The 23,108-nt window shown below is 65.3% G+C and carries 25 protein-coding genes; 13 read left to right on the top strand and 12 right to left on the bottom strand.

Features of this window, described 5'->3' with window-relative positions; genetic code table 11:
* Nucleotides 1-358: response regulator (locus H537_RS45820; RefSeq protein WP_043460327.1), on the bottom strand; the 358-nt coding region annotated here is incomplete at its 3' end.
* A gap of 417 nt (nt 359-775) precedes the next feature.
* Between H537_RS45820 and H537_RS0127555 the strand changes: the two genes are divergently transcribed.
* Complete coding sequence (locus H537_RS0127555; RefSeq protein ID WP_029000438.1) at nt 776-1,003, top strand: hypothetical protein; 228 nt, start codon at nt 776-778, stop codon at nt 1,001-1,003.
* A 194-nt stretch (nt 1,004-1,197) separates the two neighbouring features.
* Here the strand turns inward: H537_RS0127555 and H537_RS0127560 are convergent, their stop codons facing one another.
* Nucleotides 1,198-2,262 (bottom strand): metallophosphoesterase, encoded by a 1,065-nt coding sequence (locus H537_RS0127560; RefSeq protein WP_029000439.1) that lies wholly within the window; start codon nt 2,260-2,262, stop codon nt 1,198-1,200.
* 391 nt (nt 2,263-2,653) lie between these two features.
* Nucleotides 2,654-2,881 carry a hypothetical protein gene (locus H537_RS0127565; protein WP_029000440.1) on the bottom strand — a complete coding sequence of 76 codons (228 nt, stop codon included), beginning with the start codon at nt 2,879-2,881 and terminating at the stop codon, nt 2,654-2,656.
* Nucleotides 2,882-3,132: 251 nt separating this feature from the next.
* On the opposite strand from H537_RS0127565, the gene H537_RS0127570 reads away from it, so the two are divergent.
* The gene (locus tag H537_RS0127570) at nt 3,133-3,333 is read left to right on the top strand and encodes a hypothetical protein (RefSeq protein ID WP_029000441.1); all 201 of its coding nucleotides are present in this window, start codon (nt 3,133-3,135) and stop codon (nt 3,331-3,333) included.
* Nucleotides 3,334-3,673: 340 nt separating this feature from the next.
* Nucleotides 3,674-3,961, top strand: a complete 288-nt coding sequence (locus H537_RS0127575) for a hypothetical protein (RefSeq protein ID WP_029000442.1) — start codon at nt 3,674-3,676, stop codon at nt 3,959-3,961.
* 379 nt (nt 3,962-4,340) lie between these two features.
* On the opposite strand, the gene H537_RS53450 is transcribed toward H537_RS0127575, so the two are convergent.
* Nucleotides 4,341-4,667, bottom strand: coding sequence for a DUF5710 domain-containing protein (locus H537_RS53450; RefSeq protein ID WP_156901978.1), 327 nt, complete (start codon nt 4,665-4,667; stop codon nt 4,341-4,343).
* 375 nt (nt 4,668-5,042) lie between these two features.
* Between H537_RS53450 and H537_RS53455 the strand changes: the two genes are divergently transcribed.
* Nucleotides 5,043-5,399 (top strand): hypothetical protein, encoded by a 357-nt coding sequence (locus tag H537_RS53455; protein WP_156901979.1) that lies wholly within the window; start codon nt 5,043-5,045, stop codon nt 5,397-5,399.
* A 71-nt stretch (nt 5,400-5,470) separates the two neighbouring features.
* Nucleotides 5,471-6,175, top strand: a complete 705-nt coding sequence (locus H537_RS55120) for a hypothetical protein (protein ID WP_211235094.1) — start codon at nt 5,471-5,473, stop codon at nt 6,173-6,175.
* A 168-nt stretch (nt 6,176-6,343) separates the two neighbouring features.
* Here the strand turns inward: H537_RS55120 and H537_RS49760 are convergent, their stop codons facing one another.
* A complete protein-coding gene (locus H537_RS49760) occupies nt 6,344-8,473 on the bottom strand; it encodes an ATP-binding protein (RefSeq protein ID WP_051243349.1) in 2,130 nt (709 codons plus the stop codon).
* 801 nt (nt 8,474-9,274) lie between these two features.
* On the opposite strand from H537_RS49760, the gene H537_RS0127595 reads away from it, so the two are divergent.
* Entirely contained in the window at nt 9,275-10,375 is a 1,101-nt protein-coding gene (locus H537_RS0127595; protein ID WP_029000444.1) for a hypothetical protein, read from the top strand.
* Between the two features lie 299 nt (nt 10,376-10,674).
* Nucleotides 10,675-10,872 (top strand): hypothetical protein, encoded by a 198-nt coding sequence (locus tag H537_RS53465; protein WP_156901980.1) that lies wholly within the window; start codon nt 10,675-10,677, stop codon nt 10,870-10,872.
* Nucleotides 10,873-10,984: 112 nt separating this feature from the next.
* Here H537_RS53465 and H537_RS0127605 read toward each other — a convergent pair whose 3' ends face one another.
* Nucleotides 10,985-13,354, bottom strand: coding sequence for a DNA polymerase II (locus H537_RS0127605; RefSeq protein ID WP_029000445.1), 2,370 nt, complete (start codon nt 13,352-13,354; stop codon nt 10,985-10,987).
* Nucleotides 13,355-13,454: 100 nt separating this feature from the next.
* The gene (locus H537_RS0127610; protein ID WP_029000446.1) at nt 13,455-14,870 is read right to left on the bottom strand and encodes a M20 family metallopeptidase; all 1,416 of its coding nucleotides are present in this window, start codon (nt 14,868-14,870) and stop codon (nt 13,455-13,457) included.
* Between the two features lie 108 nt (nt 14,871-14,978).
* On the opposite strand from H537_RS0127610, the gene H537_RS0127615 reads away from it, so the two are divergent.
* A complete protein-coding gene (locus tag H537_RS0127615) occupies nt 14,979-15,974 on the top strand; it encodes a Bug family tripartite tricarboxylate transporter substrate binding protein (protein WP_029000447.1) in 996 nt (331 codons plus the stop codon).
* Nucleotides 15,975-16,366: 392 nt separating this feature from the next.
* Here the strand turns inward: H537_RS0127615 and H537_RS53470 are convergent, their stop codons facing one another.
* From H537_RS53470 to H537_RS56350, 3 genes are all read right to left on the bottom strand, one after another.
* Nucleotides 16,367-16,600 carry a hypothetical protein gene (locus H537_RS53470; protein ID WP_156901981.1) on the bottom strand — a complete coding sequence of 78 codons (234 nt, stop codon included), beginning with the start codon at nt 16,598-16,600 and terminating at the stop codon, nt 16,367-16,369.
* A 147-nt stretch (nt 16,601-16,747) separates the two neighbouring features.
* Nucleotides 16,748-17,125, bottom strand: a complete 378-nt coding sequence (locus H537_RS53475) for a hypothetical protein (protein WP_156901982.1) — start codon at nt 17,123-17,125, stop codon at nt 16,748-16,750.
* A gap of 125 nt (nt 17,126-17,250) precedes the next feature.
* Complete coding sequence (locus tag H537_RS56350) at nt 17,251-17,376, bottom strand: hypothetical protein (protein ID WP_259375246.1); 126 nt, start codon at nt 17,374-17,376, stop codon at nt 17,251-17,253.
* 27 nt (nt 17,377-17,403) lie between these two features.
* Here H537_RS56350 and H537_RS0127625 point away from each other — a divergent pair, with 27 nt between their 5' ends.
* Nucleotides 17,404-17,628, top strand: a complete 225-nt coding sequence (locus H537_RS0127625; RefSeq protein ID WP_029000449.1) for a hypothetical protein — start codon at nt 17,404-17,406, stop codon at nt 17,626-17,628.
* Nucleotides 17,629-18,040: 412 nt separating this feature from the next.
* Entirely contained in the window at nt 18,041-19,003 is a 963-nt protein-coding gene (locus H537_RS49765) for a DUF6685 family protein (protein WP_051243350.1), read from the top strand.
* Between the two features lie 159 nt (nt 19,004-19,162).
* Here the strand turns inward: H537_RS49765 and H537_RS0127635 are convergent, their stop codons facing one another.
* A complete protein-coding gene (locus tag H537_RS0127635; RefSeq protein WP_029000450.1) occupies nt 19,163-19,534 on the bottom strand; it encodes a hypothetical protein in 372 nt (123 codons plus the stop codon).
* A gap of 81 nt (nt 19,535-19,615) precedes the next feature.
* On the opposite strand from H537_RS0127635, the gene H537_RS53480 reads away from it, so the two are divergent.
* Entirely contained in the window at nt 19,616-20,053 is a 438-nt protein-coding gene (locus H537_RS53480) for a hypothetical protein (RefSeq protein ID WP_156901983.1), read from the top strand.
* Between the two features lie 355 nt (nt 20,054-20,408).
* Here the strand turns inward: H537_RS53480 and H537_RS53485 are convergent, their stop codons facing one another.
* A complete protein-coding gene (locus tag H537_RS53485) occupies nt 20,409-21,035 on the bottom strand; it encodes a hypothetical protein (protein ID WP_156901984.1) in 627 nt (208 codons plus the stop codon).
* Nucleotides 21,036-21,813: 778 nt separating this feature from the next.
* Here H537_RS53485 and H537_RS0127645 point away from each other — a divergent pair.
* Together H537_RS0127645 and H537_RS0127650 are read left to right on the top strand one after the other, a co-directional pair.
* Nucleotides 21,814-22,254, top strand: a complete 441-nt coding sequence (locus H537_RS0127645; RefSeq protein ID WP_029000452.1) for a hypothetical protein — start codon at nt 21,814-21,816, stop codon at nt 22,252-22,254.
* Between the two features lie 218 nt (nt 22,255-22,472).
* Nucleotides 22,473-23,060 (top strand): DUF6880 family protein, encoded by a 588-nt coding sequence (locus tag H537_RS0127650; protein WP_029000453.1) that lies wholly within the window; start codon nt 22,473-22,475, stop codon nt 23,058-23,060.
* The last annotated feature ends 48 nt before the right edge of the window (nt 23,061-23,108 follow it).

Here is a 23,108-nt window from a genome sequence, read left to right on the forward strand (position 1 = left end):
CCGAGGGGCGCATCACGCGCGAGAGGATCCCGCGCAGCTGCTTCATGTTGACCGGCTTGGTCAGGTAGTCGGCCGCGCCCAGGCGCAGCGCCTGCACCGACGTCTCCAGGCTGGCGTGGCCGGTGATGAGCACCACCTCGGAGTGCGCGACGAGTTGCGGGTCGTCGAACAGGTCCATGCCGCTGCCGTCGGGCAGCTGCAGGTCCAGCAGCACGATGTCGGGCTGCTGCAGCGCCATCTGGCGCCGCGCATCGCGCAGGTTGTGCGCCGTGGCCACGGTGAAATGCTCGGCCGCGATGAGAGCCGCCATCATCCGGGCCGAGTCCGAGTCGTCGTCGACGATCAAGGCGTGGGTCAAGGCGCTCTCCTGGATTGATTGAGGTACGCAGCCGTGGCAGCTTTGCTGCCCGGGCGCAACAAGACGCGCTCCAGCGGACTGGAGCACGGCGGCGCCATTGGCCATTTTGCGCAGCCATGCCACTGCAGGCATCCGCCTCAGTACGGGCCACGCCACAAGTGCGGGATGGCGCGGTATCGACACCGGCGATGTGGAGCGGGCTCAACTCGTGGCATTGATCGCCGATAACGGCTTGCTGCAATGTGCTGGGCAGCCTGCCGGGGAAACGGTGGGCGGGTTGCCACTTGACCGTATGAGGCCCGTTCGTGCATTTGCAGCTGAAGCGGAGCTCCGCCCGGTCCAGCGGCCACCACGACCGTCAACTTCGCATAGCGGTCGGCGTTGTAGCCGAGGACGATGAAATAGGGAGAACCAGGCATGGCACCCGAGGAGTTCACGAGGCGCCTGCGTCTGGCCCAGTACATGGGCCACTACGGCGCCGGCTACGAGCGCGGTTTGCGACGCTTCTTCGAGCGCGACACCAGTGATCTCAAGCTTCACCGGGCGCTCCTTGCGCTGGCTGCCAGTCCGGAGCCGAAAAGCGCGGCCACGGGCCGTGGTTACCGGGATGGAGTCGCCGGGCGGCCGCCGACTCCAGGGCATTAGGGGCGCCAGCATCGCCGCTTGGTGCGAGGACCCCTTGAAAACTGGCGGCGTACCTGGTCCCATACAGCAGGCACCGCGCAAAGAGCCACGGCACGAGATGGCGCGCGGCGGTTTTTACGTTCCGCCCGGCCACGCCTGAGCCTACCGACATTGCACTTGGCTGGAGTCGCGGCGCCAGACTGCGCGGCACCGGTTCAGCACTTGCCGAAGTTGGTCGTTGGCAGTGTCTCGCTGCTGTCCAGCACGATCTCCCGCTCGGGCCAGCGTAGCGCTGCCAGCCGTGTGGGCTGGCCACGCCGGCCAACGTTGCTGCGCTCCTGCCAGCGCCCGCCAACCGAGTAGTCCACGCAGAATACGTTGCCGCGCGCGCCCAGCCAGGCGTTGGGCGCGATCCCCTCGAACAGATCCTGTACGCCCTTGCCCGGTCGCTCCTGCTCCAACGGCTGGTAGTGACGCCAGTAATGGCCCACCACGACAGGCGTGTCGTCCGTGTAGCTGTCCCACCAGCGCATCCGCTCGGTGAAGCGCCACTGGCCGCTGGCGAAGAAGGGCGCCTGCGCGCAGCGCTCCACGCCCGAGGTGAGCACGCGCAGCGGGTTGAGCATCTGACGCCCCTCGTCACGCCGGCCCACGGACTGCAGCATCGGAATTGGCGCTGCTGGCTCGCCGAAGCGATGCCGCCACGCTCCCTTCTCGGCACGCGCGGCGCTGTGCAGCCCCTGCGCCTGCAACGCCGCGTCGGCATCGTCGCCAAGCCAGTCAAACAGCTCGCCCACCGGCGCGCCGCTCCACAAGGCACGCAGTCGCTGCAACGAAGGCGCGTGCCAGGCCGCATGGACCACGCGCAGGTCCGGTCGCGACGCCACCAATGGCAGCCGTTCGAAGAACGCCAGTATCTCGACGCGCTGCACGTCGCCCTCCAAGGCGACGTAGGGCGCGAACTTGGCATCTCGGCGCGGGTTGTCGCTCCAGAACCAGTCGTTGCCGTGCCGGCGCTGGCCGCGCAGCAAGTTGAGCTCGTGGTTGCCCAGGAGGGCTACGGCGCGACCGCTTTCCACCAGGCGGCGAACGCGTGCCACCACACCAGGACTGTCGGGACCGCAATCGCACAGGTCGCCCACGAACACCAGGCTGCGTCCGTGCGGGTGCTGTCCGGCATCGTCATAGCCCAGCGCGCGCAGCAGGCCGCACAGTGCGTCGTGCTCGCCGTGGACGTCACCCACGATGTCGAGCGGGGTGCCGGGCAGGTCGGCATGCATCTGAAGTCTCCCTCACTGCTTTCTTGTTGCTTGTCGCGCCATCCAGCGCCGCCGACCGAGCTCATCACCCGATCACGCGACGGCTTGTCCTTCTCGCCGTGCCGATGTGCATTGCTCAACGCCGGCTGGAGAAGGCACGTTGCCTCAACGTCCGGTGGCATGCCCTGCTTCTTCGGTCGCAGTCCCGCAGCGTCCTGATCAGGGTAGGGCTGCGGCGTTGCCTGGCAGCGCTGTGAGCGCAATGGCGTCAACGAGCTTTCGTGCAAGGGCCATCCGCCGAGTTCACACGGCTGCGCGTGCATTGCTGCGTGAAATGAACTGGACCCATGGCTGATGTCCACTGCACTGGTAGCCATGCCGGGGTGCACAGGGATGGCAGACCGGCGGCCCCTCAAGTCTTCGCCTGGCAATTCACCGTGCAGACCTTCTGGTTGCGCCCCAGGATCTTCTTGGTCGACAGCTCCGCCATGGGTTTGTGGCGGCCGCACTTGAAGCAGGACATGGTGGCCGAGCTGCTGCCCAGCACCGGCGCGCCGAAAGCCGACCCCGGCTTCTTGTCCCTGTACCGCAGCCCGTCACTGGACATCTTGTTGTCGGGCTTTTCGTCGCGTGCGGTCATGTCAGTTCCAGGCGAAATACAAACGCGTGATGTGGTGTCGACAAGGCAAAGTTCAAGAGGCCATGGATCGTGCACAAGCTCGACAGCCGTCATCTGACGCCGTGGCCCTGCGGCGCAATAGCACCCCCGCCTACGGGAGAGCGGCTGGAACGTATTTTGCGGCACTGCAGCAAGCTGGTATCCGAAGGCGGTCGCGAGGCGCATAACCGGGTACGGCCTCCAAGACCACTTACCGGGATTGCAGCAACATCATGACCAACGATGCTTCCTCGATCGGGACCGCGGACAGTGCGCCGCAAGCGTACGTGACGGCGATGACAGAGCTCGAACGACGCGCCGCACGCGGCGAGCTCTCGCTGGCACAGGCCAAGCACGAGATCTTCGAGCTGCGGGAGCGGTTCGCGGCCGGCAGCATCGCGGTCGTGATGCGATGGGCTGCATTGGCACACTGAGATTGGCTCGGTAGCGGTCCCCGGTGTCTGCGGTGGCCGCTTGAGCCTCGGCACCCGACGCGGGCTGACGAGCCATGACGGCAGCCGGCGTTGCTCATGCCCGGCTTCATCGATGACTCCTGATCAGGCCGCTTGCCGGTGAAGGGGAAGGTGCCGCCCGCTTCGCGTGCCCGGAAAGTCAGTGCGGTGAAGGCCCCTGTCTGTGGTGTCGAGAACCCGGCCAAGCTGGGACGCCTGGCGAGGCGGCCGAACGTGTTGAAATCCTGCCTCAGTGACCCGGGCGCCGCGATCAGCGGGTTCTTCCCTTAGCCATGCCGCGACTGTCTACAAAGGAGTACCCATGAACAGCGCCTTCATTACCCAGGCTCAGGAAGCCGCCAAGCAGTGGACCGTGCTCAGTACTGCGTTCTTCCAGCAACAGGCCGACGAGTTCGTGGCCAAGGCAGTGAAACTCATCGATGCGCAATGCGCGCAGGTCCTGGACGCTGCGTTGCAAGAAAGCCTGGTCAAGGAGTCGCTCGCACCGATCGTGGCGGGGTACAAGAGCGCGTCGCAGGCCGTGGTGACCGCGGTCGAGCAGCTCACGCAGGCGCGCAAGGCGCTGCTGAAAAACGCCCGCGTGTCCTGATCCACGCGGGCAGCTTCTCGCGGCCGCATGGACAGCGTCGCGAGCCGCTGCGCAGCGGCTAAGCCGGTCCGGTGCATCGACTGGCTGACCTGGCACGGCGAGCAACACACGGGTGCTGGCTTTCCCTCCCATAGGTGTCGCATGCCGTTTCCGGCGCTCGCAGCCGCAAAGGAAAAGAAAGCCCAGCGACTGCGTCTGGCAGGCCTGGCCACATTCTTCAGAACCGCAAGGCCGGGGACCGGTGCGGCAAGCGCGGCGTCTGCCGCGGCTGTCGAGCCGGCGCGCCGAAGCGTCCGCCGTGCTGCAGGTCTGTACGAGGATCGGTGCGGTGCAAAGCAACGGCTGCATTGGTTCAGCCGCACTCAGGTCTGCTCCCTGCTCAATCCCACGGCGGGCCGTCATCGTCAGTCGCAGCTTGCGCTGGCGGCCATGGTGAAAGTACCGGCAACGCGGGCGGCGGCGCGCTCTGGCGGCGAGGCTGATGCGGCATCTTCGCTGTGCTCTGCGCGGGTTTGGGTGCCGCCTTCGTCTCGCCGGCGACGGGCCGGCCGACGAAGTCCGCTGCGTCGCCTGGCAGCCAAGGTGCGAATGGGGCCAGGTCCGGCGGGTCCATCACATACCATTTCTTGATTGCCGGGTCCCAGCGCGCGCCCAGCGCCTTGGCTTGGTTGCGCTGCTCAAAGGGGCAGTCGAGGATGACCTTCATCGGCCGCCCCCGCCCAAGCCAGGATCCTCAGTCATGCGCTCAGAGGGCTCCGTGCGTGCTCCTGTGGCCGCGAGCTGAATTCGGTCCGCGATCCTTGTGTCGATCTCCATCAACTTCCTGCTCCAGTGGTTTGCCCAGGCTGCCCTTCACGGTGCGGGCGCCAGTTGCTTGCGGTACGACGCCACGGGCAGCGGGGGCAGCAGCAGTTGCCGTCGTCGCAATCATCAGCATCCACCAAGCTGACGCCTGCCAGGACCGCCGCGGCGTGGCAGGTTTGCATGGTCGGCGCTCGCCAGGTTTCGTCGAGAATCTGTGCGGCAAGCCGCGCCCTTGCGTCCATGACCAACCGCCTGCCCTCAGGGAAATGAGGCCAGAGTGTACGAAGCGGCGGATACGCCCCTGCTCAAGAGCCGTTCCCTCGTGGGCGAACTCGGCTTGCAGGCCCCAACGCTGAAGATCATTGACGTCGTTGTCACCGTCAATTGGGCTGATGCGGCGCAGCATTTCGCGCGTTTCGCCTGGCTGGCCGGCGTGGCAGTTTGCCTGCGGCAGCTCGGAGGTCATCGTGAACTGGCTGCATGCAAAGAGGCCGTTGCGCGGTGTGCCCTGCTTGTTGATCCGCGATTGCACCATCATCGCCACGCTTTCGACGTGCGTCCGGAACGCCATGTTGAGTCGTCCGAGCAACATATTCCGGCTTCGACGGACGCTATTTCGCTGCAGGGGCCCTGATCGGATTACTTCGAACTCATAATTTCGGTGGTGGGTTTTCCACTCATTGCCGTTGAGGAGGCAACACTCAAATGCCCAGCAAGAAAATTCCCGCGTCGAAAAAGGCGTCCGCAAAGGCCGCTCCGGCGAAAGTCGCACGCGCTGCCAAGACCACGCAAGCGGCCACCGCGCCCGCCACTCCTGCAGCCGTGTACCGCCTGAAGGTCGATCTGGCCAACCTCGCCGTCGGCGCCAAGACGCTCAAGCAACTCTCCCGCGCGGTGGGCAAGCTTGCGCAGACGCTCACGAGGATGGAGGAGGGAGCCAACGTGTCGCTGGAGCAACCGGTAACCGCCAAGGGGGCACACCTGGCAACGACGGACGCCAAGCTTGCGCGGCGTTTCGGCATGGAGGAGGGCCGCGCTCCGCGTGGCGCCAAGACCGCCGCACCTGTGGCCAAGAAGGCCTCTGGCGCCGCACAAGCCGCTGCAGCACCGGCGAAGAAGGCGGCCGCCAAGAAGGCTGCTGCGAAGAAGACGCGTACCCAGGCCATGGCGGCGGATGCTGTGCCAGCCGCCGAAGCGGCCACTACCACGGCACCGGCAAAGAAGGCTGCAGCTAAGAAGGCCGCGGCCAAGAAAGCGCCTGCCAAGAAGGCGGCAGGCAAGAAAGCCGCGCGCAAGACCGGCGCCAATGGTGCGGACGAGCCACAACGTGCTGAAGGCGGCGAGTCCGCGGCGGTCCCTGAGGCACCGCCGGCCACCGACCTGCCGGGCTCCGAAGTCACGCCATCCTGAAGCCGGGCGGCGGTAAACACCACCCGCCCCGGGATCCGCCGGATCGCGGTACCCGGGGCGGGGATTTCCATGAACCCGCTGCCCGAACCAGCCTGCTGTGACAAGCAGTACGTTTCCACGCGGTGTTTCTTGCCCGCAAGGGTGCCGTCTTGGTAGACGGCCAAGGCGCTACGAGAGTGCCCGCGCAAGCGACGCCAGGTCATAGGGTTTGCGCACGACGGGAAAGCCTTCCGCCTTGGCGCTGTCGGCCGCGTCGCTGTACCCCGTCACGAGCACGATGCCGAGTTCTGGCCGCAAGGCTTTGGCCCGGTGTGCCAGTTCAACGCCATCGATGCCACCGGGCATGACGACGTCGGAAATGAGCAGGCCTGGACGGAAGCCACCCATCAACAGCGTCAGTGCCGCGAACGCGTTCGGCGCCTGCCGCACGATGCAACCGCTCGCGCAAAGCAGCTGCGCGGACGCCTCGCGAACATCGCCGTTGTCGTCCACCAGCAGGACGACCTGCCCAGCCCGCAGCGGGTGGGAGGCTTGTGCCGAGAAGTCTTGATCCGGCAGCCCGGCAGGCCGCTGCGCATGAGTGGGGAAGGACATGGTGACTACCGTACCGTGGCCCGGCTCGCTTTGCACCGCGACGTGTCCTGCGCTCGCAGTGACGAACCCATGCACCTGGGGCAGGCCAAGACCGGTCCCCTTGCCAGGCTCCTTGGTGGTGAAGAAGGGTTCGAATGCCCGGTCGCGAAGCTCAGGGGGCATCCCGTGGCCGACGTCCCGTACCTGGATGTCGATGCCCGACGCGCCATCGGGGCCCGGTGCCCGCCGCGCCGCGATGTCCACTCGACCACCTTCCGGCATGGCGTCGCGAGCGTTGGTGACGAGGTTGGTCAAGGCGATCTCCAGCTCCAACGCGTCAACCGCGATGGGCGGTAGATTCGGTTCAACGTCAACGACAAGCTCGTGCCGTCTGCCCAGCAGCGTCCGCAGGCTTTCGGCGATGGACGGGAGCGTCTTGGCCAGACCCAGCGGCCTGGCGTTGTGGTTGCGCCGTCCCGACAACAGCGTGAGCTGACGGGTGAGCGCATCTGCCTTGCGGACGTTGCGCTGGATCACTTCCACGTCCGCGTCGACGACGCTCCCCACGCGTCGCTGCAAGATCGCCAGTCGCGCGGTGACGACTTGGAGGATGTTGTTCAGGTCATGCGCGAGGCCGGCGCCCAGCTGCCCCACCGCTTCGAGCTTCTTGGCCTGTGCGAGCTTGACCTCCGCGCTTTCGCGGCGATGGATCTCCGCCTGGAGCCCTTCCGTGCGAAGTTCAAGCATGCTGACAGTCTTGGCCAAGTCCATCTGAAGGTTGCGGAAGTGGCTGGCCAACAGCACCAGCACGACGGTGTTCGCGATGATGCCTTCGACACGGGTGGCGTACCAAGCCAGCGTGTACCGGCCGCCGCTGAACGTGCTCAGCCAGACCGCGGCGGCTTCAGCCACCAGGACGAAGACCAGCCAGCCGAATATCGAGCGGCTCCAAAGGCGCCGCCGCCAGATCATCACCACGGTGATGACCGCCAGTACGGCTGCTGCATACGACCCATGCAGGCTGAGCGCACCGAACAGCTCCCGGCCGGACACCGTCGCCACGGCTGCAGCGTCCGTCAGTTGGGACACAATGAAGGCCCCGACCATCGACAGGACGGCCAGCACGAACGGCAGCGAGCCGGCCTTGCTGCGCGCGGCAGCCTGGTCCCGGGCTGCCGCCAGGACAGCCCAGAGGATGAAGCCTGCGAAACCTGCCCGCCAGGCGATGAACAGCAAGCTCACGGCGTGCGGCGACCCGACGACGGCTTGGCCGATGAGCACCGCGCCAGGGTACGTCAGCACGTGAACCACCGCCATCAAGCCGCCGAATAGATAGGCGGCGGCAATGATGGCGTGCGAGCGCGGTTGCCTCGGGGCCGAGGCCAGCAGCCAGAACGTGGCGAGGTCAATCATGGCGGTCGCCGCGCCATACATCCCGCTGATGTGAGGCAGCGGTGCGAGAGGAACCGCGGCGAAGGGCAGCAGCAGCGCCGCCAATCCAATCACCACGGCTGTCAGCAGTAGCGCCAGTCTTTGCTGCGAGCGGCTCGCCAGATCCTCTACGACTTCCGGATGTGTCACGGTGATGCGCGCTTCCTTATGCCATGGCGCGCGGATTGTCGCTTGCTCATGGCCCCTCTTCTCGGTGCACTTGACGCGCTGCCGCTTGCACACATGGCCACGACATGCGGCGATCCTGTAGCCAGCGCCCCACTGCAGCGACATGAGAGTGGGCGCCGTGCCTGAACAGGTGGGCTCGAAGAAGAGCGCTCGAATTCGCTGCGGGAGCGGGCGTTGGTCGTGGCGCTCGCGCAGTGAGTGAGGCCAGGCCGCAGATCGCGCTGGATGTCGTGCGCCAAGTTGAGCCGAACAGAGGTGTGCGAGCCAATGTCCGGATATGGGTCCTGCCGGCGTATCCCGACCCGCATTCGACCCATGGTTCTGCTTGCCTCTCGAACTTCAAGACGACCCTCGGTCGTGCCTGGGTCAGACCATGTAGGGATTTGGATCGACCAGCAGTGTGATGTTCTCCTGCACGAGCGGCAGGATGACGTCGGCCACGGGCTGGCGCTGGCGCGCGCCGCATCTCCGGCGGCTCCAGGCCTGAAATGATCACCACGTAGCTGATACGGCGGGCACCCTGGTACCGAAGAGCGCTCGACCCAGCCGCTTGCGTTAGACCAGCGACTCGTCCAACCTGCCAGCCAGGGTGCGGAGCACGATGTCGCGTACAGATGTCTGGTGGGTCTGCGTCTGGCGCACCCGCATACAAGCTCAAGCTGGGTACTTGCCGCAGTCGAGACGAGGAATGGGCCCCCCGAGCACGCAGTGCTGGATTTGAGCCGCGGACTGCGCGTTGCCGCGCCAGGCGGGTTCTTCCTGTGCCCGCAAAGAGGCACGCAGGAAGTCAGCCTAACTTTGTGGAGCCGGGCGCGGGATTGCCCCCACCGGGAAAGCTGGGTTTATGGAGCGGAGACTCCACAAAGCTGTACATTTGTACAGTATTCCTGTCATCACCGACTCATCATGGAAGAGAAGCAGTCGCGCGTCCGCTGGGACGATCAAGAACTGAGCCAGCTGGCCGCCGTCATGGCGCCGCGTCTCTTGGCGGATCCTCGACTCCATCCCCTGGACGCTGTGCGCGCAGCCCAGACCTGCCTGGAGCCGCACCGTCGTCGGGAACTGAAGGCGTGGTCGCTGGTGGAAGGCCGGCTGCAGCCCAAGCTGGATGAGGCCCTGGGCCGGCTGCGGACACTGTGGGCGCCGGCTGCTGATGACGAAGCGGTCGATGCGACGCCATCGATGGCCGAGCCCGCTGATGCTCTCGATACACCGTCACTGCCTGCCATGCCCTTGGAGGCCCTTGCAGCAGCCCCGGACGCCAGCGGCACCCATGCTGATGCCTCGACTTCCAACCAGGCCACCGAGGAGGTCCCGGCGCGCGGCATCGAGGCGGATGTCGCACAGTCGGCCACGGCCCAGGACTGCACGCGCAGCCTGGACCTGTTCGGCGCGCCGACCGCGACACACGACGCGCCGCCTGTGGACGCCGTCGCTGAGCCCTCCTTGACCGAACGCTTGGAGTTGCAGGCGCCTGCTGCAAGCGGCTCCAGTGTTGCCGTGGAGTCCGCTGCAAGAGCAGCGGTGTCCGGTCAACGCGGCGAGTCCGTACCTGCGGCAGCTTCCGTGACAGTGGATCCTCTCGTGATCGAGGCGGCTTTGGTTGCGGCACTGCAAAGTCCCGCAGTGGAGGAGGCGCTGGTCGAGTTGTTCACCCGTACGATGTCGAAGGCGCTCCAGCGCGCAAGCAGCGGCGGCGATGGGCACACAGCCCCGGCACACTTGCCCAGGCCGCCATCAGTCCAACGTGTGCTGCTGGCAGGTTTTCCCGAGCCGCAGCAAAAGGCGCTGGTGGAAGCGCTCAGCGCCAGTTTCGAGGTGCGGTCGTGGAAGCCGACCAGCGGGCCTCAGCTATTCCAGACGCTGGCCAGGCTCTGCAAGGTCGTCGTCTTCCCGGAAGATGCTGACGAAGAGGTGGATGCGGGGCTCAGGGACATGGATGTGCGCGTGATCCGGCATGCCGGCAACACAGGCCGGCTGATCGAACGCATCGAGGAACTGGGCTGATTCAGCTTCAACCCGTCACGAACCTGGGGTGTACGCTTGTCCGTGCGTGACCAGCCTGGAGAGGCTGCGTTGGCCTATGCAACCGTGCGAGGCTTGCTCTGTCGAGAGTTGACGGCGGATTGTTGATTTGTATCCATTGATGCTTTGGCGGGCAGGGGACTTCAACTCTAACAACCGCGGCGCCCGTGCTTCCGGGTCTGTGCGTTCCCGCTGCGCGTGCCGAAGAAGCGGTTGTGCCCGCGCCACTTCCACAGCGCTGACGGCACTGGCATCCCGGTGCACCAAGTGCGCTTCGTGGCTTGCCCAGCGATGCCACGCCCGGAACCTTCGACATCGCGTGCGTCGTGCCGCCGTCGAGCAGGAGCGAGATGGGCCCGGACGAGGTGCCGGGCGCGGCGCTCGCCTACACGGTGCTGCTCATGCGCAACGGTGAGCTGCGTCCCATGACCCGCATCATGAGCCTGCAGGTCGCGGTCATGGCGTCAGCGCCGCAGTAGGCTGTCTGTGCCTGGGATCTGCTGGAGATCGTTGATCAGGTGCCGACGCAATAAGGCCGTTGACGCTGTTCGGCGCGTAGGGCGCTCACGGCTGCCTCCGCTCTGGACCGGCTCAGAACAAGCCAGGATTGGGATCGATCAGCTGCGTGAAGTCGTCCTGCACGAACGGCAGGATGGCGTCGGCCACGGGCTGCAATTGCCGCTCGATGTAGTGCGGGTAGTCGATCGGCGCGCGCCGCTTCTCCAGCGGCTCCGGGCCTGAAGTCGTCATGACGTAGCTGATGCGGGTGAGGCTGCCGCTCTGGTACTCAAGCGCTTGCCCCAGCCGCTCGTTGTGTTCGTTGGCCATGCGCGCCGCCCGCACGTGCGGCGGCACGTTGCGCTGGTAGTCGCCCAGCTCTCGGCGAAGGCGCTTGCGGTAAACCAGCAGCTCGTCCATCTCGCCAGCCAGGGTGCGGCGCACGAACTCGCGCACGTAGTCCTGGTATGGCTGCCGCTGGAACACCCGCAGGTAGAGCGCCTGCTGGAACTGCTGCGCCAGCGGCGTCCAGTCCGAGCGAACGGTCTCGAGCCCTTTGAACACCAGGTGCTCGCTGCCATCGTCGCGCGTCACCAGCCCGGCGTAGCGCTTCTTGCTGCCTTCCTGGGAGCCGCGGATGGTGGGCATCAGGAAGCGCCGGTAGTGCGTCTCGAACTGCAGCTCCAGCGCGCTTTGCAGGCCGAGCTCGCGCTGCAGGTGTTCGCTCCACCACTGGTTGACGTGCTGCACCAGGTGGCGGCCGATGCGCGCAGCGTCGGCTTGCGCGTGCTCGCGCCCCAGCCAGACGAAGATCGAGTCGGTGTCGCCGTAGATGACGCGCCAGCCCTGGGCCTCGATCAGCTCGCGCGTCTTGCGCATGATCTCGTGGCCGCGCCGCGTGATGGACGACGTTAGCCGAGGATCGGCGAAGCGGCAGCCGCGGGTCCCGAGCACGCCGTAGAACGAGTTCATGATGGTCTTCAGCGCCTGGGACAGCGGCTGGTTGCCGTCGCGCTTGGCGGCTTCGCGGCCTTGCCAGACCTGCTCGACCATGGCGGGCAGGCAATGGCGCGTGCGCGAGAAGCGCGCGCCCTCGAAGCCGGGCACCGTATCGCTTTGCTCTGGACTGTGCAGGCCTTCGATCAGCCCGACCGGGTCGATCAGGAAGGTGCGGATGATCGAGGGATACAGGGACTTGTAGTCCAGCACCAGCACCGAGTCGAACAGCCCGGGCTGCGAGTCCATGACAAAGCCGCCGGGACTGCCGCCGCTGCGCTCCTGGCCCAGGTCGGGCGCGACAAAGCCCAGGCGGTGCATGCGCGGCAGGTACAGGTGTGAGAAGGCGGCCACCGAGCCGCCGCTGCGGTCAGCCGGCAGCCCCGTGACGGTGGCGCGCTCGAGCAGGAAGTCCAGCACCTGCGTCTTGGCAAAGATGCGGGTGACCAACTCGCAGTCTTTGAGGTTGTAGCGCGCCAGCGTCACCTTGTCCTCGGCGAACATGCGGTTGATCTCGGCCATGCGCTCGTGGGGCGTGTCGATCGCCTTGCCCTCGCTGAGCAACTCGCGCGCGACGTTCTCCAAGGCATACGAGGCAAAGCCCCAAGTGGCCGAGCGCAGCGCTTCGATGCCGTCGATGAGCAGCCGCCCGGCTGCCGCCGCGAAGAAGTGGCCGCCGTGCACGCGGTGCGTGCGCCACTGCATCAACGCGCCGCCGCGACCAAGCCGCAGGGGCACCTGCAGGCGCTGCGAGTGCTCGTGCAGGATGCGCAGGTCGAACTGCACCAGGTTCCAGCCGATGATGGCGTCCGGGTCGTGCCGCGCAAGCCAGTCGCCCAGCGCCTCCAGCAGCTGCGCCCGGGAGTCGACGTAGTCGAGCCGGAAGTCGACCGCCTTCTCAGGGCCGCTGGGCGGGCCCAGCACCCAGACTTGGCGCTCGCCGCAGCCCTCGATGGCGATGGAATAGAGCTCGCCGTGCTCACTGGTCTCGACATCAAGCGATGCGAGCCGCAGTCGGGGGCGGTAGTCGGGCGCGGGCTTCATGCGCGCGTGGCGCAGCGTGCCGCTGGCGTCGGGGATGCCGCAGAACCGGACCGGCGCCGTGATGAAGCGCTCCATCATGTACCGCTCCGGCGGCCGGATGTCGGCCTCGCTAAGCGGGATCCCGGCGTGTCGCAGCAGCCTCTCGGCGCGCAGCAACTGGTGGTGCTGACGGCAGTACAGGCCCATCACGGGGCGATGCTGGAAGTCGCACAGATCAAGAGCGCGAAGCTCCACGTCGCCCTCCCCGTGCAGCAGCGAGGTGACCCGCTCTCGCTGGTTGGCGGGAAAGAAAGCGACGGAGGGCTGCTGGGGCAGTTGCAGAAGGCGGGGACCATCCTCGGTCGCCAGCCAGAACTCCACCTCCGTGCCTTGCGGCGTGTCACGCCAGTGTCGGGTGAGAACGAACCCTTGCTGCCAATCCAACGCTATGGCCTCCAGCGGTCAATGTGTGTCGGGTGCGAAGGCCTCGGCATGACGATCTGCGGGCTCAAGCTCGGAGCAGGGGCGCTGCAATCGTGCGATCTCATGTCCGTGCCGCGCGCCGCTGCGCCGCGATGCGCGCGCCATCGTCGCCGAGGTCCCAGAACAGCCCCGCCATGAGCTGCAGTGCCTCGCGGGCGACGCTGCCGAGCAGGTGCTCGTCGGGTGCGTGCTGCGCACAGGCCGGGTGGGAGTGAGGCACCCACAGCGTGGGCAGCGCCAGCACATTGGCGAAGATGTCGTTGGGCAATGTCCCGCCCAAGTTGGGCAGCAGCGCGGGCACCTGGCCGGTGCTGCGCTCGATGGAGCCCAGTGCCCAGTGCACCCAGGGATCGTCCGGGTCCAGCCGTGTGGCCTCCATCAGCGGGCCGTTGGGCGTGACTTCCACGTCGTCGAAGCCGTGGGCTTGCAGATGCTCGCGCACGCGCTCCACCACCCGCGCGCCGTCGGTGCCGACCACGAAGCGCAGCTGGCAGGCCGCGAACGCCTCGCCGGGAATGGCATTGACCGGCGCCTCGGGGTTGCCGGTCTTGGAGGCGAGCACCTCCAGGCTGTTCCAGCCGATCACGCGCTCGGCCGGTGTCAGGCCCGGCTCGCCCCAGTCGCCGTCCACGGCCGGGTCGCCGGGGCCGCCGCCGACCTCAATGGAGGCCAGCGCCCGCCGCACGTTGTCCGGCAAGGCGGCGGGGCGCAGCGCCGGCGCCAGGATGCGCCCGCGCTCGTCCACCAGCGAGGCGATGGCATGCGCCAGCCGGATGCCCGGATTGCGCAGCAGCCCGCCCCAGTTGCCGGAGTGATGCCCGGCCGGGCGCAGCCGGAGGCGCAGGTCGAAGTTCACGCCGCCGCGCGAGCCGAGAAACAGGGTGGGCCGCTGCGCCGCCACGCGCGGACCGTCCGAAGCCAGGAACAGGTCGGCCGTCAGTGCCTCGCGCTCGCGCTCGCACAGCTCGCGCAGGCCCGGCGAGCCGGTCTCCTCGCCCATCTCGAACAGGAATTTCAGGTTGAAGCCCAGCCGGCCGTCGCGCACGGCCAGCACCTGCGCCAGCGCGGCGAGGTTGATGCTGTGCTGGCCCTTGTTGTCGGCGGTGCCGCGACCGTACCAGCGGTCGCCCTCGATGGTCAGCCGCCAGGGTTCCAGCCCTTCGCGCCAAGCGCGGGCCTGTCCGCGCACCACGTCGCCATGGCCATAGCTCAGCACGGTGAAGGGGGCGTCCGCTTCCCGCCGCTCGGCAACGAGGAAGGGGGGCGCACTTTTGACCGGGTTGCCCAGCACGCGCCAGGTGAAGCCCAGTGCCTCCAGCGCCGGCGCGAGCTGCTCGCGCAGGTAGGCGTCGAGTTGCGGCGCGCGCTCCGGTTCCTGGCTTTCAGTGGGGCAGGCGATGCGGCGCGCCAGCGCCTGGCGCAGCCGCCCGTCGTCGAAGCAGGCGGCAGCCTGGGCAAGGGCCAGCTCTCGGCTCATCGGGAGTCTCTCGTACAGGGGTGACAATCCCGGGATTGTCGTCCGTCATCCGTGCGGGAAGCTGTGCAGCGGTCCGCTGCCTGCAGCGCTCCGCGTCCTGTCCAGACCATGACCCAGCCCAACCCTCCCTCCAGCGCGCGCCGCGGCCTCGTCCTGTCCCTGCTGGCCACCCCGGTCTTGGGCGCGATGCCCGCGTGGGGACAGAGCTGGCCCGCGAAGCCGATTCGGCTGGTGGTGCCCTTTCCGCCGGGCGGTGCCACCGACGTGGTGGCGCGCGCGCTGGGCGAGCGCTTGCAGGCCCGGCTGGGGCAGGCGGTGGTGATCGACAACAAGCCGGGCGCCAGCACGATCATTGGCGCCGACGCGGTGGCCAAGGCGCCGCCCGACGGCCACACGCTGCTGCTGTCGGGCTCCACCACCTACAGCGTGGTGCCGGCGCTCAAGGCCCAGCTGCCCTACGACCCGAAGAAGGACCTGGCGCTGGTGACCATCGTGGCGCGGGCGCCGCTGGTACTGGTGGCCGGGCCGGCCACGCCGGTGAAAACCCTGGCCGAGCTGATCGCGCTGGCCGAGGCCAAGCCCGGCGAGCTCACGTACCCCACCTTCGGCCCAGGCTCGGCGCCGCACTTGGCCGGCGAGATCTTCTCGCACGAGAGCGGCGTGAAGCTGATGCCCGTGCCCTACAAGGGCAGCGCCGCGGCGGCATTGGCGGTCGTGGGTGGCGAGATCAACCTGGCCTTCGACACCGTTGCGTCGGCTGCGCCGCACATCAAGTCCGGCAAGCTGCGGGCGCTGGCGGTGGTGGACGCAAGCCGCTCCACGGCGTTGCCCGAGGTGCCGACGCTTGCCGAGCTGAAGTACCCCAAAGCCACGTTCGAGGCCTGGTACGGCGTGGCGGCTCCGGCGGGCACGCCCGCGCCAGTCCTGCAGGCGTTGTCGCGCGAGCTTGCCGCCGTCATGGCGCTGCCCGAGGTGAAGGATAAGCTGCACACGGCCGCCCTGGAGCCAGCCTTCCTCGACGCCGAGGCCTTCAACGCCAAGGTGCGCTCCGAGACCGCCGCCTATGCCGCGGTGGGCAGGCGGGTGAACATCACGATGGAATGATGAAGGCAGCGGTTCCACGACGTGCGCGAGGCGCTGTTGCCTCGCCTGTGGGCTGACCAGCGCCGCAAGCACGGCGACGGCAACCAGGTGCTGTCCGGTGGGCGGGCCAACGCCCCGTGCTGGCAGGCGCGCACGCTGTGGTGCCAGGCACGGTACGGGCAGTACCTGCACAACGCGACATGGCGGCTGCGCCGTGGCGAAAGTCGGCCGCCGGTGTACGAGGCCTCGGCCCCGCCGCGTAACCACGAGAGGTCCAACCGCGAAAGCCTGTACTGGGAGCCACTGGTGAAAATCGTCGCACGCCTTGAGGGCTTGGCGCCGTGCCAGCGCAAGGGGCGCTGGCATCCCAATGAAGGCCGATCCGTTGACTCACAGCCTTGCAACGACAGCGCTCAGTCCCTTTTGCGGCAATTCACCGCGCAGACCTTCTGGTTGCGGCCCAGGATTTTCTTGCTCACCAGTTCCGCGACGCGCTTGTGGCAACCGCATCTGAGGCACGACATCATGGTCGAGTAGCCGCCCAGCATCACGGGACCAAATCCTGAACCGGGTATCTTGGCCGTATACCTCAACCCATCGTTGGAGATCGTCGTTTCGCTGTCGATGTCGCGGTGGTAGTAGTCCATGGTCCTCCAGCCGGAATGAACACTGGAGCATGGTACTGCGTCGAAACGGATTGACTGGTGTGCCAGGTTGACATGGCCAACTTGGGCGCCAATGGGCTGATGCCGCTCACCTCCAACGCCGGGCCTGCATGGTTGCGCCCGGGCTGCCTATGTCATGAATGCGCTGTTCGCACGCGCCGTCATTTGGACATCGTGACGGCCTTGTGTGTTGATATGGCAACGAAAATAGGTGCAGTGACGATTGCATCGTTGCGGCAAGCCAAATTGACCTTCACTGGCCGCGATAGACATGTGCCAGACGCCACGGGAATACTGCGACTCTGGCGTCTGCGCCGTGACAGTGGACATGCGGCCGCTGCCTTTCAGCAGTTGGGCCACCCACCACGGCGCAGACGGTAGTTGCTGTGCCAGGCGACCGAGGGCTTGGCCGAACTGACGTCCGGCACGATGGCAACGAACGGGTGACAAGGTGTTGATCATGGAGACGACCAGCAGCGCGAACTTCGTACTGGCCAACCGCTTCATGTCGCCGCTTTCAACCCTGCACGCCTGTCAAGCCGTTTGGTGAAGACTTTGCAACGCGTCACATTGACCCATTGCTGCCACAAGGAAATGTGGCAAGCGTAATAACCCCGCTGAGGTGGCATTTTTCAGCCGCGGGGCGAATTTCGTTGGGTCAACAATGCATGCAAGGGGCCAGGGCCGCTGCAGCGGCCAGGCTTCATCATTTTGCGCAGGATCTGCGCGGCGAACGCACCCAGCTTGTTCAAACTCATGAGTCAACTCCTTCAGGATTCCACGAAGTGGCCATCGTCGACATCCCCGTCAGCGCTGAAACAGACTTCAGTTTCCAGCGCTGCCGCGTCCATACGATCCAGCAGATCGTCATCAAGGTGGCGAACGATGCGACAAGTCACCGCAGCGTGTTCGCCGGCACGCTCGTGCGCAGCGAGGACAGCAGCCATGTCGAGCATTTGAGCGAACGGGTGAAGGCAATGGAGTTCATGACAACAACTTCACGTGGCTGATAAAAGGTGGCGAACATCCTCAGATAGCCATGAGTTCGCCGCTAGACATGAACTCTAGAGACAGCATGTCGTTTCCATAATTGGAAGCGATGCACATTGCGTGTCAGGCTTCTTCCGACACCATGTCAGTGACACGGCTGAGTGGGAGGTGAAAATGTCACGGCTGCTGATGAGCGGCTGAACCAGGCCGAGGTCTGTGGACGGGCAAGGCGAGGGTGTGTGCGGCATTCCGCCACATTGGTGCGGGTCGCTGTCAAGTGGCTTGCGGGCTTTTCCGCCCCGTGGTCCACCTTCATCACAGTGGGACAGCTCGTTGAGCAAGTATCCGAGAATGGAGTGAAGACAGGCGCACGGCACGCACGCGTGCAGGCGCCCCGCGAGCACGCTCGCTGCTGATTCCAAGGGGATACCGATGCTGAAGATGAGTCTGACGCTGGTCACTGGTTTGGTGCGTGATCGTCTCGGAAGAGCTTCCAGCCTGGCCCAATGCTTGGATACCAACGCCGAAAAGCTGCAGGTCAGCTCGCTCGATGCCAGTCCGGGCAGCATCGCGGCGGACAGCGTGCCGCGATGGCATGAATGGGGCCAGGGTTCGCGCAGCGATGGCGCGGTGTTCAGGGCCGGCGAACTCCTGGGATGGAAGACCCATCGCAACTTCGGCTACCGAAGTTATCGAATCGTCCACCCGGATCTCGCCAGGCTCGGCGACTGCACGCAGCTCCCAGGCTGGCACTGCGACATCCAGGACGTCGATGGATTGCATGCCTCGAAACTTACCTTGTTACGGTTCAATTCCCTGGACGCCATGGCACAACAGGAGGCAGCGAAGCTGATCGACGAGGTCAGCAGCGCCAGGCTGGCGCGACTGCTGGAGCGGCACGAAATCAGGGCGCTGTGTCGGCGGCGCTCCGGCGACCACTTCGTGCGCTATCTTTGGGACGGGCGTACCTTCCTGATCAACCGCAGCGGTTCCGTGCATTTCGCGGCGGCCCGATTCATGGCGGCGCGGCTCGAGCAGCGCGTTGCACTGGGTGGTGAGCTGCACGTGCACTCTATCGAGCCACAGGCCGTGAGCAGCCTGCGCCGCGACTTTGAGTTATTCGCGGTTTCCGCTCGGGACGCGTTTGCCAGCATTGCCTTCCACGAGGCGCTGCGCAGGTCGCACACGCCTTATCTCAGCAAGCGCATGCCACGCCCGCATGCCCACACCGAAGTCATCTTCCTGCCCCGCGACGACCGGCGCTCGGTGGCCGTGGCGGCTGAGCTGCGCGTGGCGGGATTCCCTGACGCCGGCAAGCACCTGTCCACGCTGGTCTTGCGACAGCATATGAACGCCGTTCGCCATGGTGACGGCCAGGACGCCATGGCCGCGTGAAGGTATGAATGACAGGCCCCCGCACGGCGTCCTGCGCCGTGTTGGCCGACTGCAGCTCGCAGGCGGCTGCCAGCGCGATTGGCCGCGTGGTCGTCTCGTTGCTGAAGCCAACGAGAAAGGGGCCCGTGTCAGGCCCCTTGCCATTGAGAAGAGCCTCGCTTAGGCGGTACGGACCGCGTACAAGGCCTTCTTGCTCTGCACGAGCTGCTCGACCGCGGAGACCACAGCCTGGGAGGCATTCTTGTAGCCCGCGATCACCGGTGCAAGCGATTCCTTGACCGCGCTGCCTTGTACGGCGGCGTCCAGCAGCAGGGCGCCCTGTGCATCGGCAAGCTTGACCGCCTTGACCAGGAACTCGTCGGCTTGCTCCGCAGCCTTGACCATGCTGGTCATGAAAGCGCTGGCATCAGGCTTTGCAGTCATGCCGCTGACAGGCAGCAGCATGAGCTTGGCCTGCTCCTGTGCGAACGTAGTGCCAAGCGCGGCCCACTCTTTCGTGAATTCCTGGGCTTGGGTGATGAAAGCGTTCATTGCGGTCTCTCAATGTTATGTTGCATCGCAGCAATTGTGCACTCAATTAGCCGGGTTGCACAAGGCAAGGAGCGAGAACCGTTGCGTCTCTCGGCCACGCTCGGTGACCGAGATCTTCGGGCAGTGGCATGGAATTTCAACAAGACATTTTTGGTTGTCTGGTCAACAAATACGCCGATGTACCAGGCCCCACACGGTATTGAAATATATCGGCGCTGCCTGTACATGGCCGGCTCAGCGGCCACCGCTATAGGCCTGCCCTCGCAGACACTGCAGCTCACCGATTTCAAGGGGAAGCAACCCACCAGCGGTAGTGGCCGCATACGCGAGTTGCCTGTCTTCTTCTACGATAAGGCGGCAGCGGTACCTGGCTGGCGTCTCGGCGTCCTGTGCTGCCTTGGCACTGCGCTCTCGGATGGCGTCTTGAATCCACGCTCGCGCCGCAAGGGGCAAGGGCACTTGCGAAGGCCGCAGGGCTTCCACGGGGTCAAGCTGCCTGGGCCGGTGCTGCGTTCCTGATGTGGATGACGGATGCCCGCTGGAGCCTTGAAATCCCACGCCACCTGGCAGACCCAGGCGCCCTCCTGCCGCCGCCGCTGGATGGTCTCGCGCTGTCGCGGCGTGGTCTTGGCTGGCCGCCCCATGTGCTCGCCTTCTGCACGGCCGGTGCCTGTCCAGCCTGGCTCTGCGCGATGTTCCGAGCCCGCGCAGAATCGCTTCGGCGCTGCTCGGGTTCAAGGCGCAGGCTCAAACGTGACAACCTATGGGATGCTGGCACCCACTGCAGGCAGGACTGAGGGTGAAACAGTTGCCAAAGCGACGGGTGGTTCTTGTCAAATATCGTGGCTATTTCAACTGCAGGCCGCTGAAGAAGCTAGCGCACCGAACCGAAAGCGTGGGCGGCCAGCAGCGCTATGACATAGAGCACCAAGGCAGCAAAAAGGCTCGAATCCGCCTCGAAAAACTTGCGGGGTGCCAGCCACTCGGCGCGTAGCTTGGCCAAGCTCGACCGGAATACCAGCCGCCGGCTCGGGTCTGCAACGACCTGGTTGATGCGGGCCAATCGCTTGTCAAAGTGCTTGTTGAGCGCTGCTTGATAGCGCCGCATGCGAACCAACAACCATACTGCCAGAAGTGCAATGGTGGTCAGGAATGCCCAATCTTGAAGGTTGAGTAGCAGATGAGCGGCACTGGCAGGGATCAGGAAACAGCCTGCCGCGGCCAGGACAAGCATTGCAGCTTCCCGGTGGTGAGGCCTCCGATGCACCTGTGCCGTGTTCTTCAGGCCCTGAAGCTCAATCTCGATTTGGAACGTCTCACCCGGCAGCTCCGCTTTCGAGGATTTGGCTTGCGTAGAGTGGCCAGAACGAGTCGGGGTGGAGGCAGCAGCACCCTCGGCGTGCAGGCTCTGCCTGCGCACGTCCTCGGGTTTCCGATTCGATTTCCTCTTGGACGTTTTGCGCTGCCTTCGGCGCCCGGCATCACCTGCGTTCAGTTGCATGACTCTTTCAGTCCTTCAACGGGCGGACATTGGACAAGGTGTTGTGATTTCTGGTTTCGCCTGTCTGTGCGTGAAGGTCAACGTCACTTGCTACCGGCTCGACAATCACAAGCCACTCACAGCCACCATTGTGCCGCCTGTTTGCCTGCCTCTGTTCGAAAGTCCACCGAAACCAGCTCGCCTCATTCCCTACGATCTGGGCAGGAAATCGGATGTCATTCCTCTGTTCGTAACCTCAATTAAGTTGCGTACACAACAAAACTCTGAGAAGACGATGGTTGTTGATCGAGTGCTTGCCGCTATGTGCGGCGTTCCGGGAGCCTGGGTGCGCTTGAGAAGTGGGGCCGCCGCCGCACTTGATGCAGCAAATGCGAGAGATGCACGTGCAAGCGCGCGTACTCGCCAGAGCAGGGCGGAGCTTTGGACATATTCGGCTGTGGAGGCAGCCGGACTGGCATGTGGCTGATAGCCTTTTGGCTCCCAAATCTTTTCACCCGAAGGCAAGGTAAGGTAGTACTGCGCTGCTGCGCCTTGTCCGGTGTCTGAAGTCGCAAGCACGGCGGGGCGTCCCACTCCTCTTGTCAAAGCCGTGGTGCCGGCGCAGCGGTACCTCAGGTAAAGAGTTCCTGTCAACCGGCAAGGGACTCATGGCAATCCCTGATCCGGTCGGGAGCTTTGCTTGCCCAGGCGGCTTGAGGTGAGGGCTTACAGACCTTTGGTCCGTAAACCTTCCCTGTCGCCACTCACCACTTGTCCCAAGGCACCCAGGAGGACGCCAATGGCCACCTTGTTTCACAGCAACTGGATTGAAAATCTCAACCGCTTGCTGATTGCCTGGGGTTTGATCGACCCTACGCCACGAGTCGATCACTCCATAGCGATGGAGGAGATCGCCGACCTGCTGCACCATACCGAGCGGCAATTGAATCGAGCGCGGATTCAGCACCTGTGCGAGGTCATCAGTTTCACGCAGCTGGAAGCGCTGTGGCAGCAGAAACTGCAGGAAGTTCGGTTGCTCCTGCAGAAGGCGCCTATGGAACCAGGGCCGCTGAGTTCCTGGCCGCGCAAGCGTGTCACACAGGCCGTCGAGGACTGGGAGCTGCTTGTCCAGGCGATTTCCAGGCGATCGCTGCGAGTTATGGACTTGTGCAATTTGCAAGGTGCGCTGGAACAGGTCGCCGATGCCTTTTTCATCTGTGCTCGTGCGGAGCGTGGCTAGAGATCACGGTCTTGGCCGCTATGACTGGGCGGCCATGAAGTTTCGGATGACGTGTCGGGAACCGAGAAATGTTCATGGGATTCCTCTCGGGCTGTGGGTTTGTCGTATCGGCGCGGTTCGACGCGAGAGTGAGTCTTCGTGACGCGCCGTTCTGATAAGCAGCGACCCGGCGCCTGGACGCTCAAGGAAAACACTCTGACTGCAACCCACTGAAGGCCATGGCAAAAACTCACCACCACGACGACGGCATGGCGACATTCCTGAGCACCGTTGATGGCGACACCCTTGTTTCGGTCTTGATTGAGCTTGCCCGGGACCACGAGGCGGTTGCACAGCGTCTGGTGCGGCTTCAGACTGCAGGCCGACCGCAGCTTGTAGCGGCCGCCTTCCGCCAAAAGCTCGAAGGATGGCAACGGGACTCCAGGTACTTCCAGTATCCCGAGGCCGGTGTATTTGGCAGGGCACTGGAAATGTGGCTGCGCCAAGTGGAGCGCGAGTTGCTGCCCACCAGCCCTGCAGCCGTACTGGACCTGGCCGAGTCCTTTATCGAGTCCGACACTGCCTTCTTCGAGCGTGCTGATGACTCCTATGGCGATATCCGGCGTGCGATGGACTCGGGCTGCCGGCTTTGGTTGCGCGCGGCATCAAGCTGCCAGTGTCCTTCCGAGGGCTGGACACCACGGCTGATGAAATTGCTGTCAGGCGACGACTATGGCGGGCGACGGGAACTGCTTCAACAAGCCGGCCAACTGCTTGGCCAGATCGAACTCGCGCGGCTGAGATCCAGTATGAAGGTCGCAACGTAGAACCGTAGAGCACCGGGTTGGCGTTTTCTCAGAACAGCACTTTTAGCA

The organism is Azohydromonas australica DSM 1124 (assembly GCF_000430725.1).
GTDB lineage: Bacteria > Pseudomonadota > Gammaproteobacteria > Burkholderiales > Burkholderiaceae_C > Azohydromonas > Azohydromonas australica.

Bases quoted from the DNA above. Each gene is read 5' to 3' on its own strand.
- H537_RS53470 (WP_156901981.1), bottom strand. From the start codon at position 16,600: ATGGACTACTACCACCGCGACATCGACAGCGAAACGACGATCTCCAAC.
- H537_RS0127635 (WP_029000450.1), bottom strand. From the start codon at position 19,534: ATGAACGCTTTCATCACCCAAGCCCAGGAATTCACGAAAGAGTGGGCC.
- H537_RS56350 (WP_259375246.1), bottom strand. From the start codon at position 17,376: ATGAGTTTGAACAAGCTGGGTGCGTTCGCCGCGCAGATCCTGCGCAAA.
- H537_RS0127610 (WP_029000446.1), bottom strand. From the start codon at position 14,870: ATGAGCCGAGAGCTGGCCCTTGCCCAGGCTGCCGCCTGCTTCGACGAC.
- H537_RS55120 (WP_211235094.1), top strand. From the start codon at position 5,471: ATGCCCAGCAAGAAAATTCCCGCGTCGAAAAAGGCGTCCGCAAAGGCC.
- H537_RS0127555 (WP_029000438.1), top strand. From the start codon at position 776: ATGGCACCCGAGGAGTTCACGAGGCGCCTGCGTCTGGCCCAGTACATG.
- H537_RS0127645 (WP_029000452.1), top strand. From the start codon at position 21,814: ATGGCCACCTTGTTTCACAGCAACTGGATTGAAAATCTCAACCGCTTG.
- H537_RS0127595 (WP_029000444.1), top strand. From the start codon at position 9,275: ATGGAAGAGAAGCAGTCGCGCGTCCGCTGGGACGATCAAGAACTGAGC.
- H537_RS53450 (WP_156901978.1), bottom strand. From the start codon at position 4,667: ATGAAGGTCATCCTCGACTGCCCCTTTGAGCAGCGCAACCAAGCCAAG.
- H537_RS0127570 (WP_029000441.1), top strand. From the start codon at position 3,133: ATGACCAACGATGCTTCCTCGATCGGGACCGCGGACAGTGCGCCGCAA.
- H537_RS49760 (WP_051243349.1), bottom strand. From the start codon at position 8,473: ATGTCGCTGCAGTGGGGCGCTGGCTACAGGATCGCCGCATGTCGTGGC.
- H537_RS49765 (WP_051243350.1), top strand. From the start codon at position 18,041: ATGCTGAAGATGAGTCTGACGCTGGTCACTGGTTTGGTGCGTGATCGT.
- H537_RS0127575 (WP_029000442.1), top strand. From the start codon at position 3,674: ATGAACAGCGCCTTCATTACCCAGGCTCAGGAAGCCGCCAAGCAGTGG.
- H537_RS53485 (WP_156901984.1), bottom strand. From the start codon at position 21,035: ATGCAACTGAACGCAGGTGATGCCGGGCGCCGAAGGCAGCGCAAAACG.
- H537_RS0127615 (WP_029000447.1), top strand. From the start codon at position 14,979: ATGACCCAGCCCAACCCTCCCTCCAGCGCGCGCCGCGGCCTCGTCCTG.
- H537_RS0127650 (WP_029000453.1), top strand. From the start codon at position 22,473: ATGGCAAAAACTCACCACCACGACGACGGCATGGCGACATTCCTGAGC.
- H537_RS0127560 (WP_029000439.1), bottom strand. From the start codon at position 2,262: ATGCATGCCGACCTGCCCGGCACCCCGCTCGACATCGTGGGTGACGTC.
- H537_RS0127565 (WP_029000440.1), bottom strand. From the start codon at position 2,881: ATGACCGCACGCGACGAAAAGCCCGACAACAAGATGTCCAGTGACGGG.
- H537_RS53475 (WP_156901982.1), bottom strand. From the start codon at position 17,125: ATGAAGCGGTTGGCCAGTACGAAGTTCGCGCTGCTGGTCGTCTCCATG.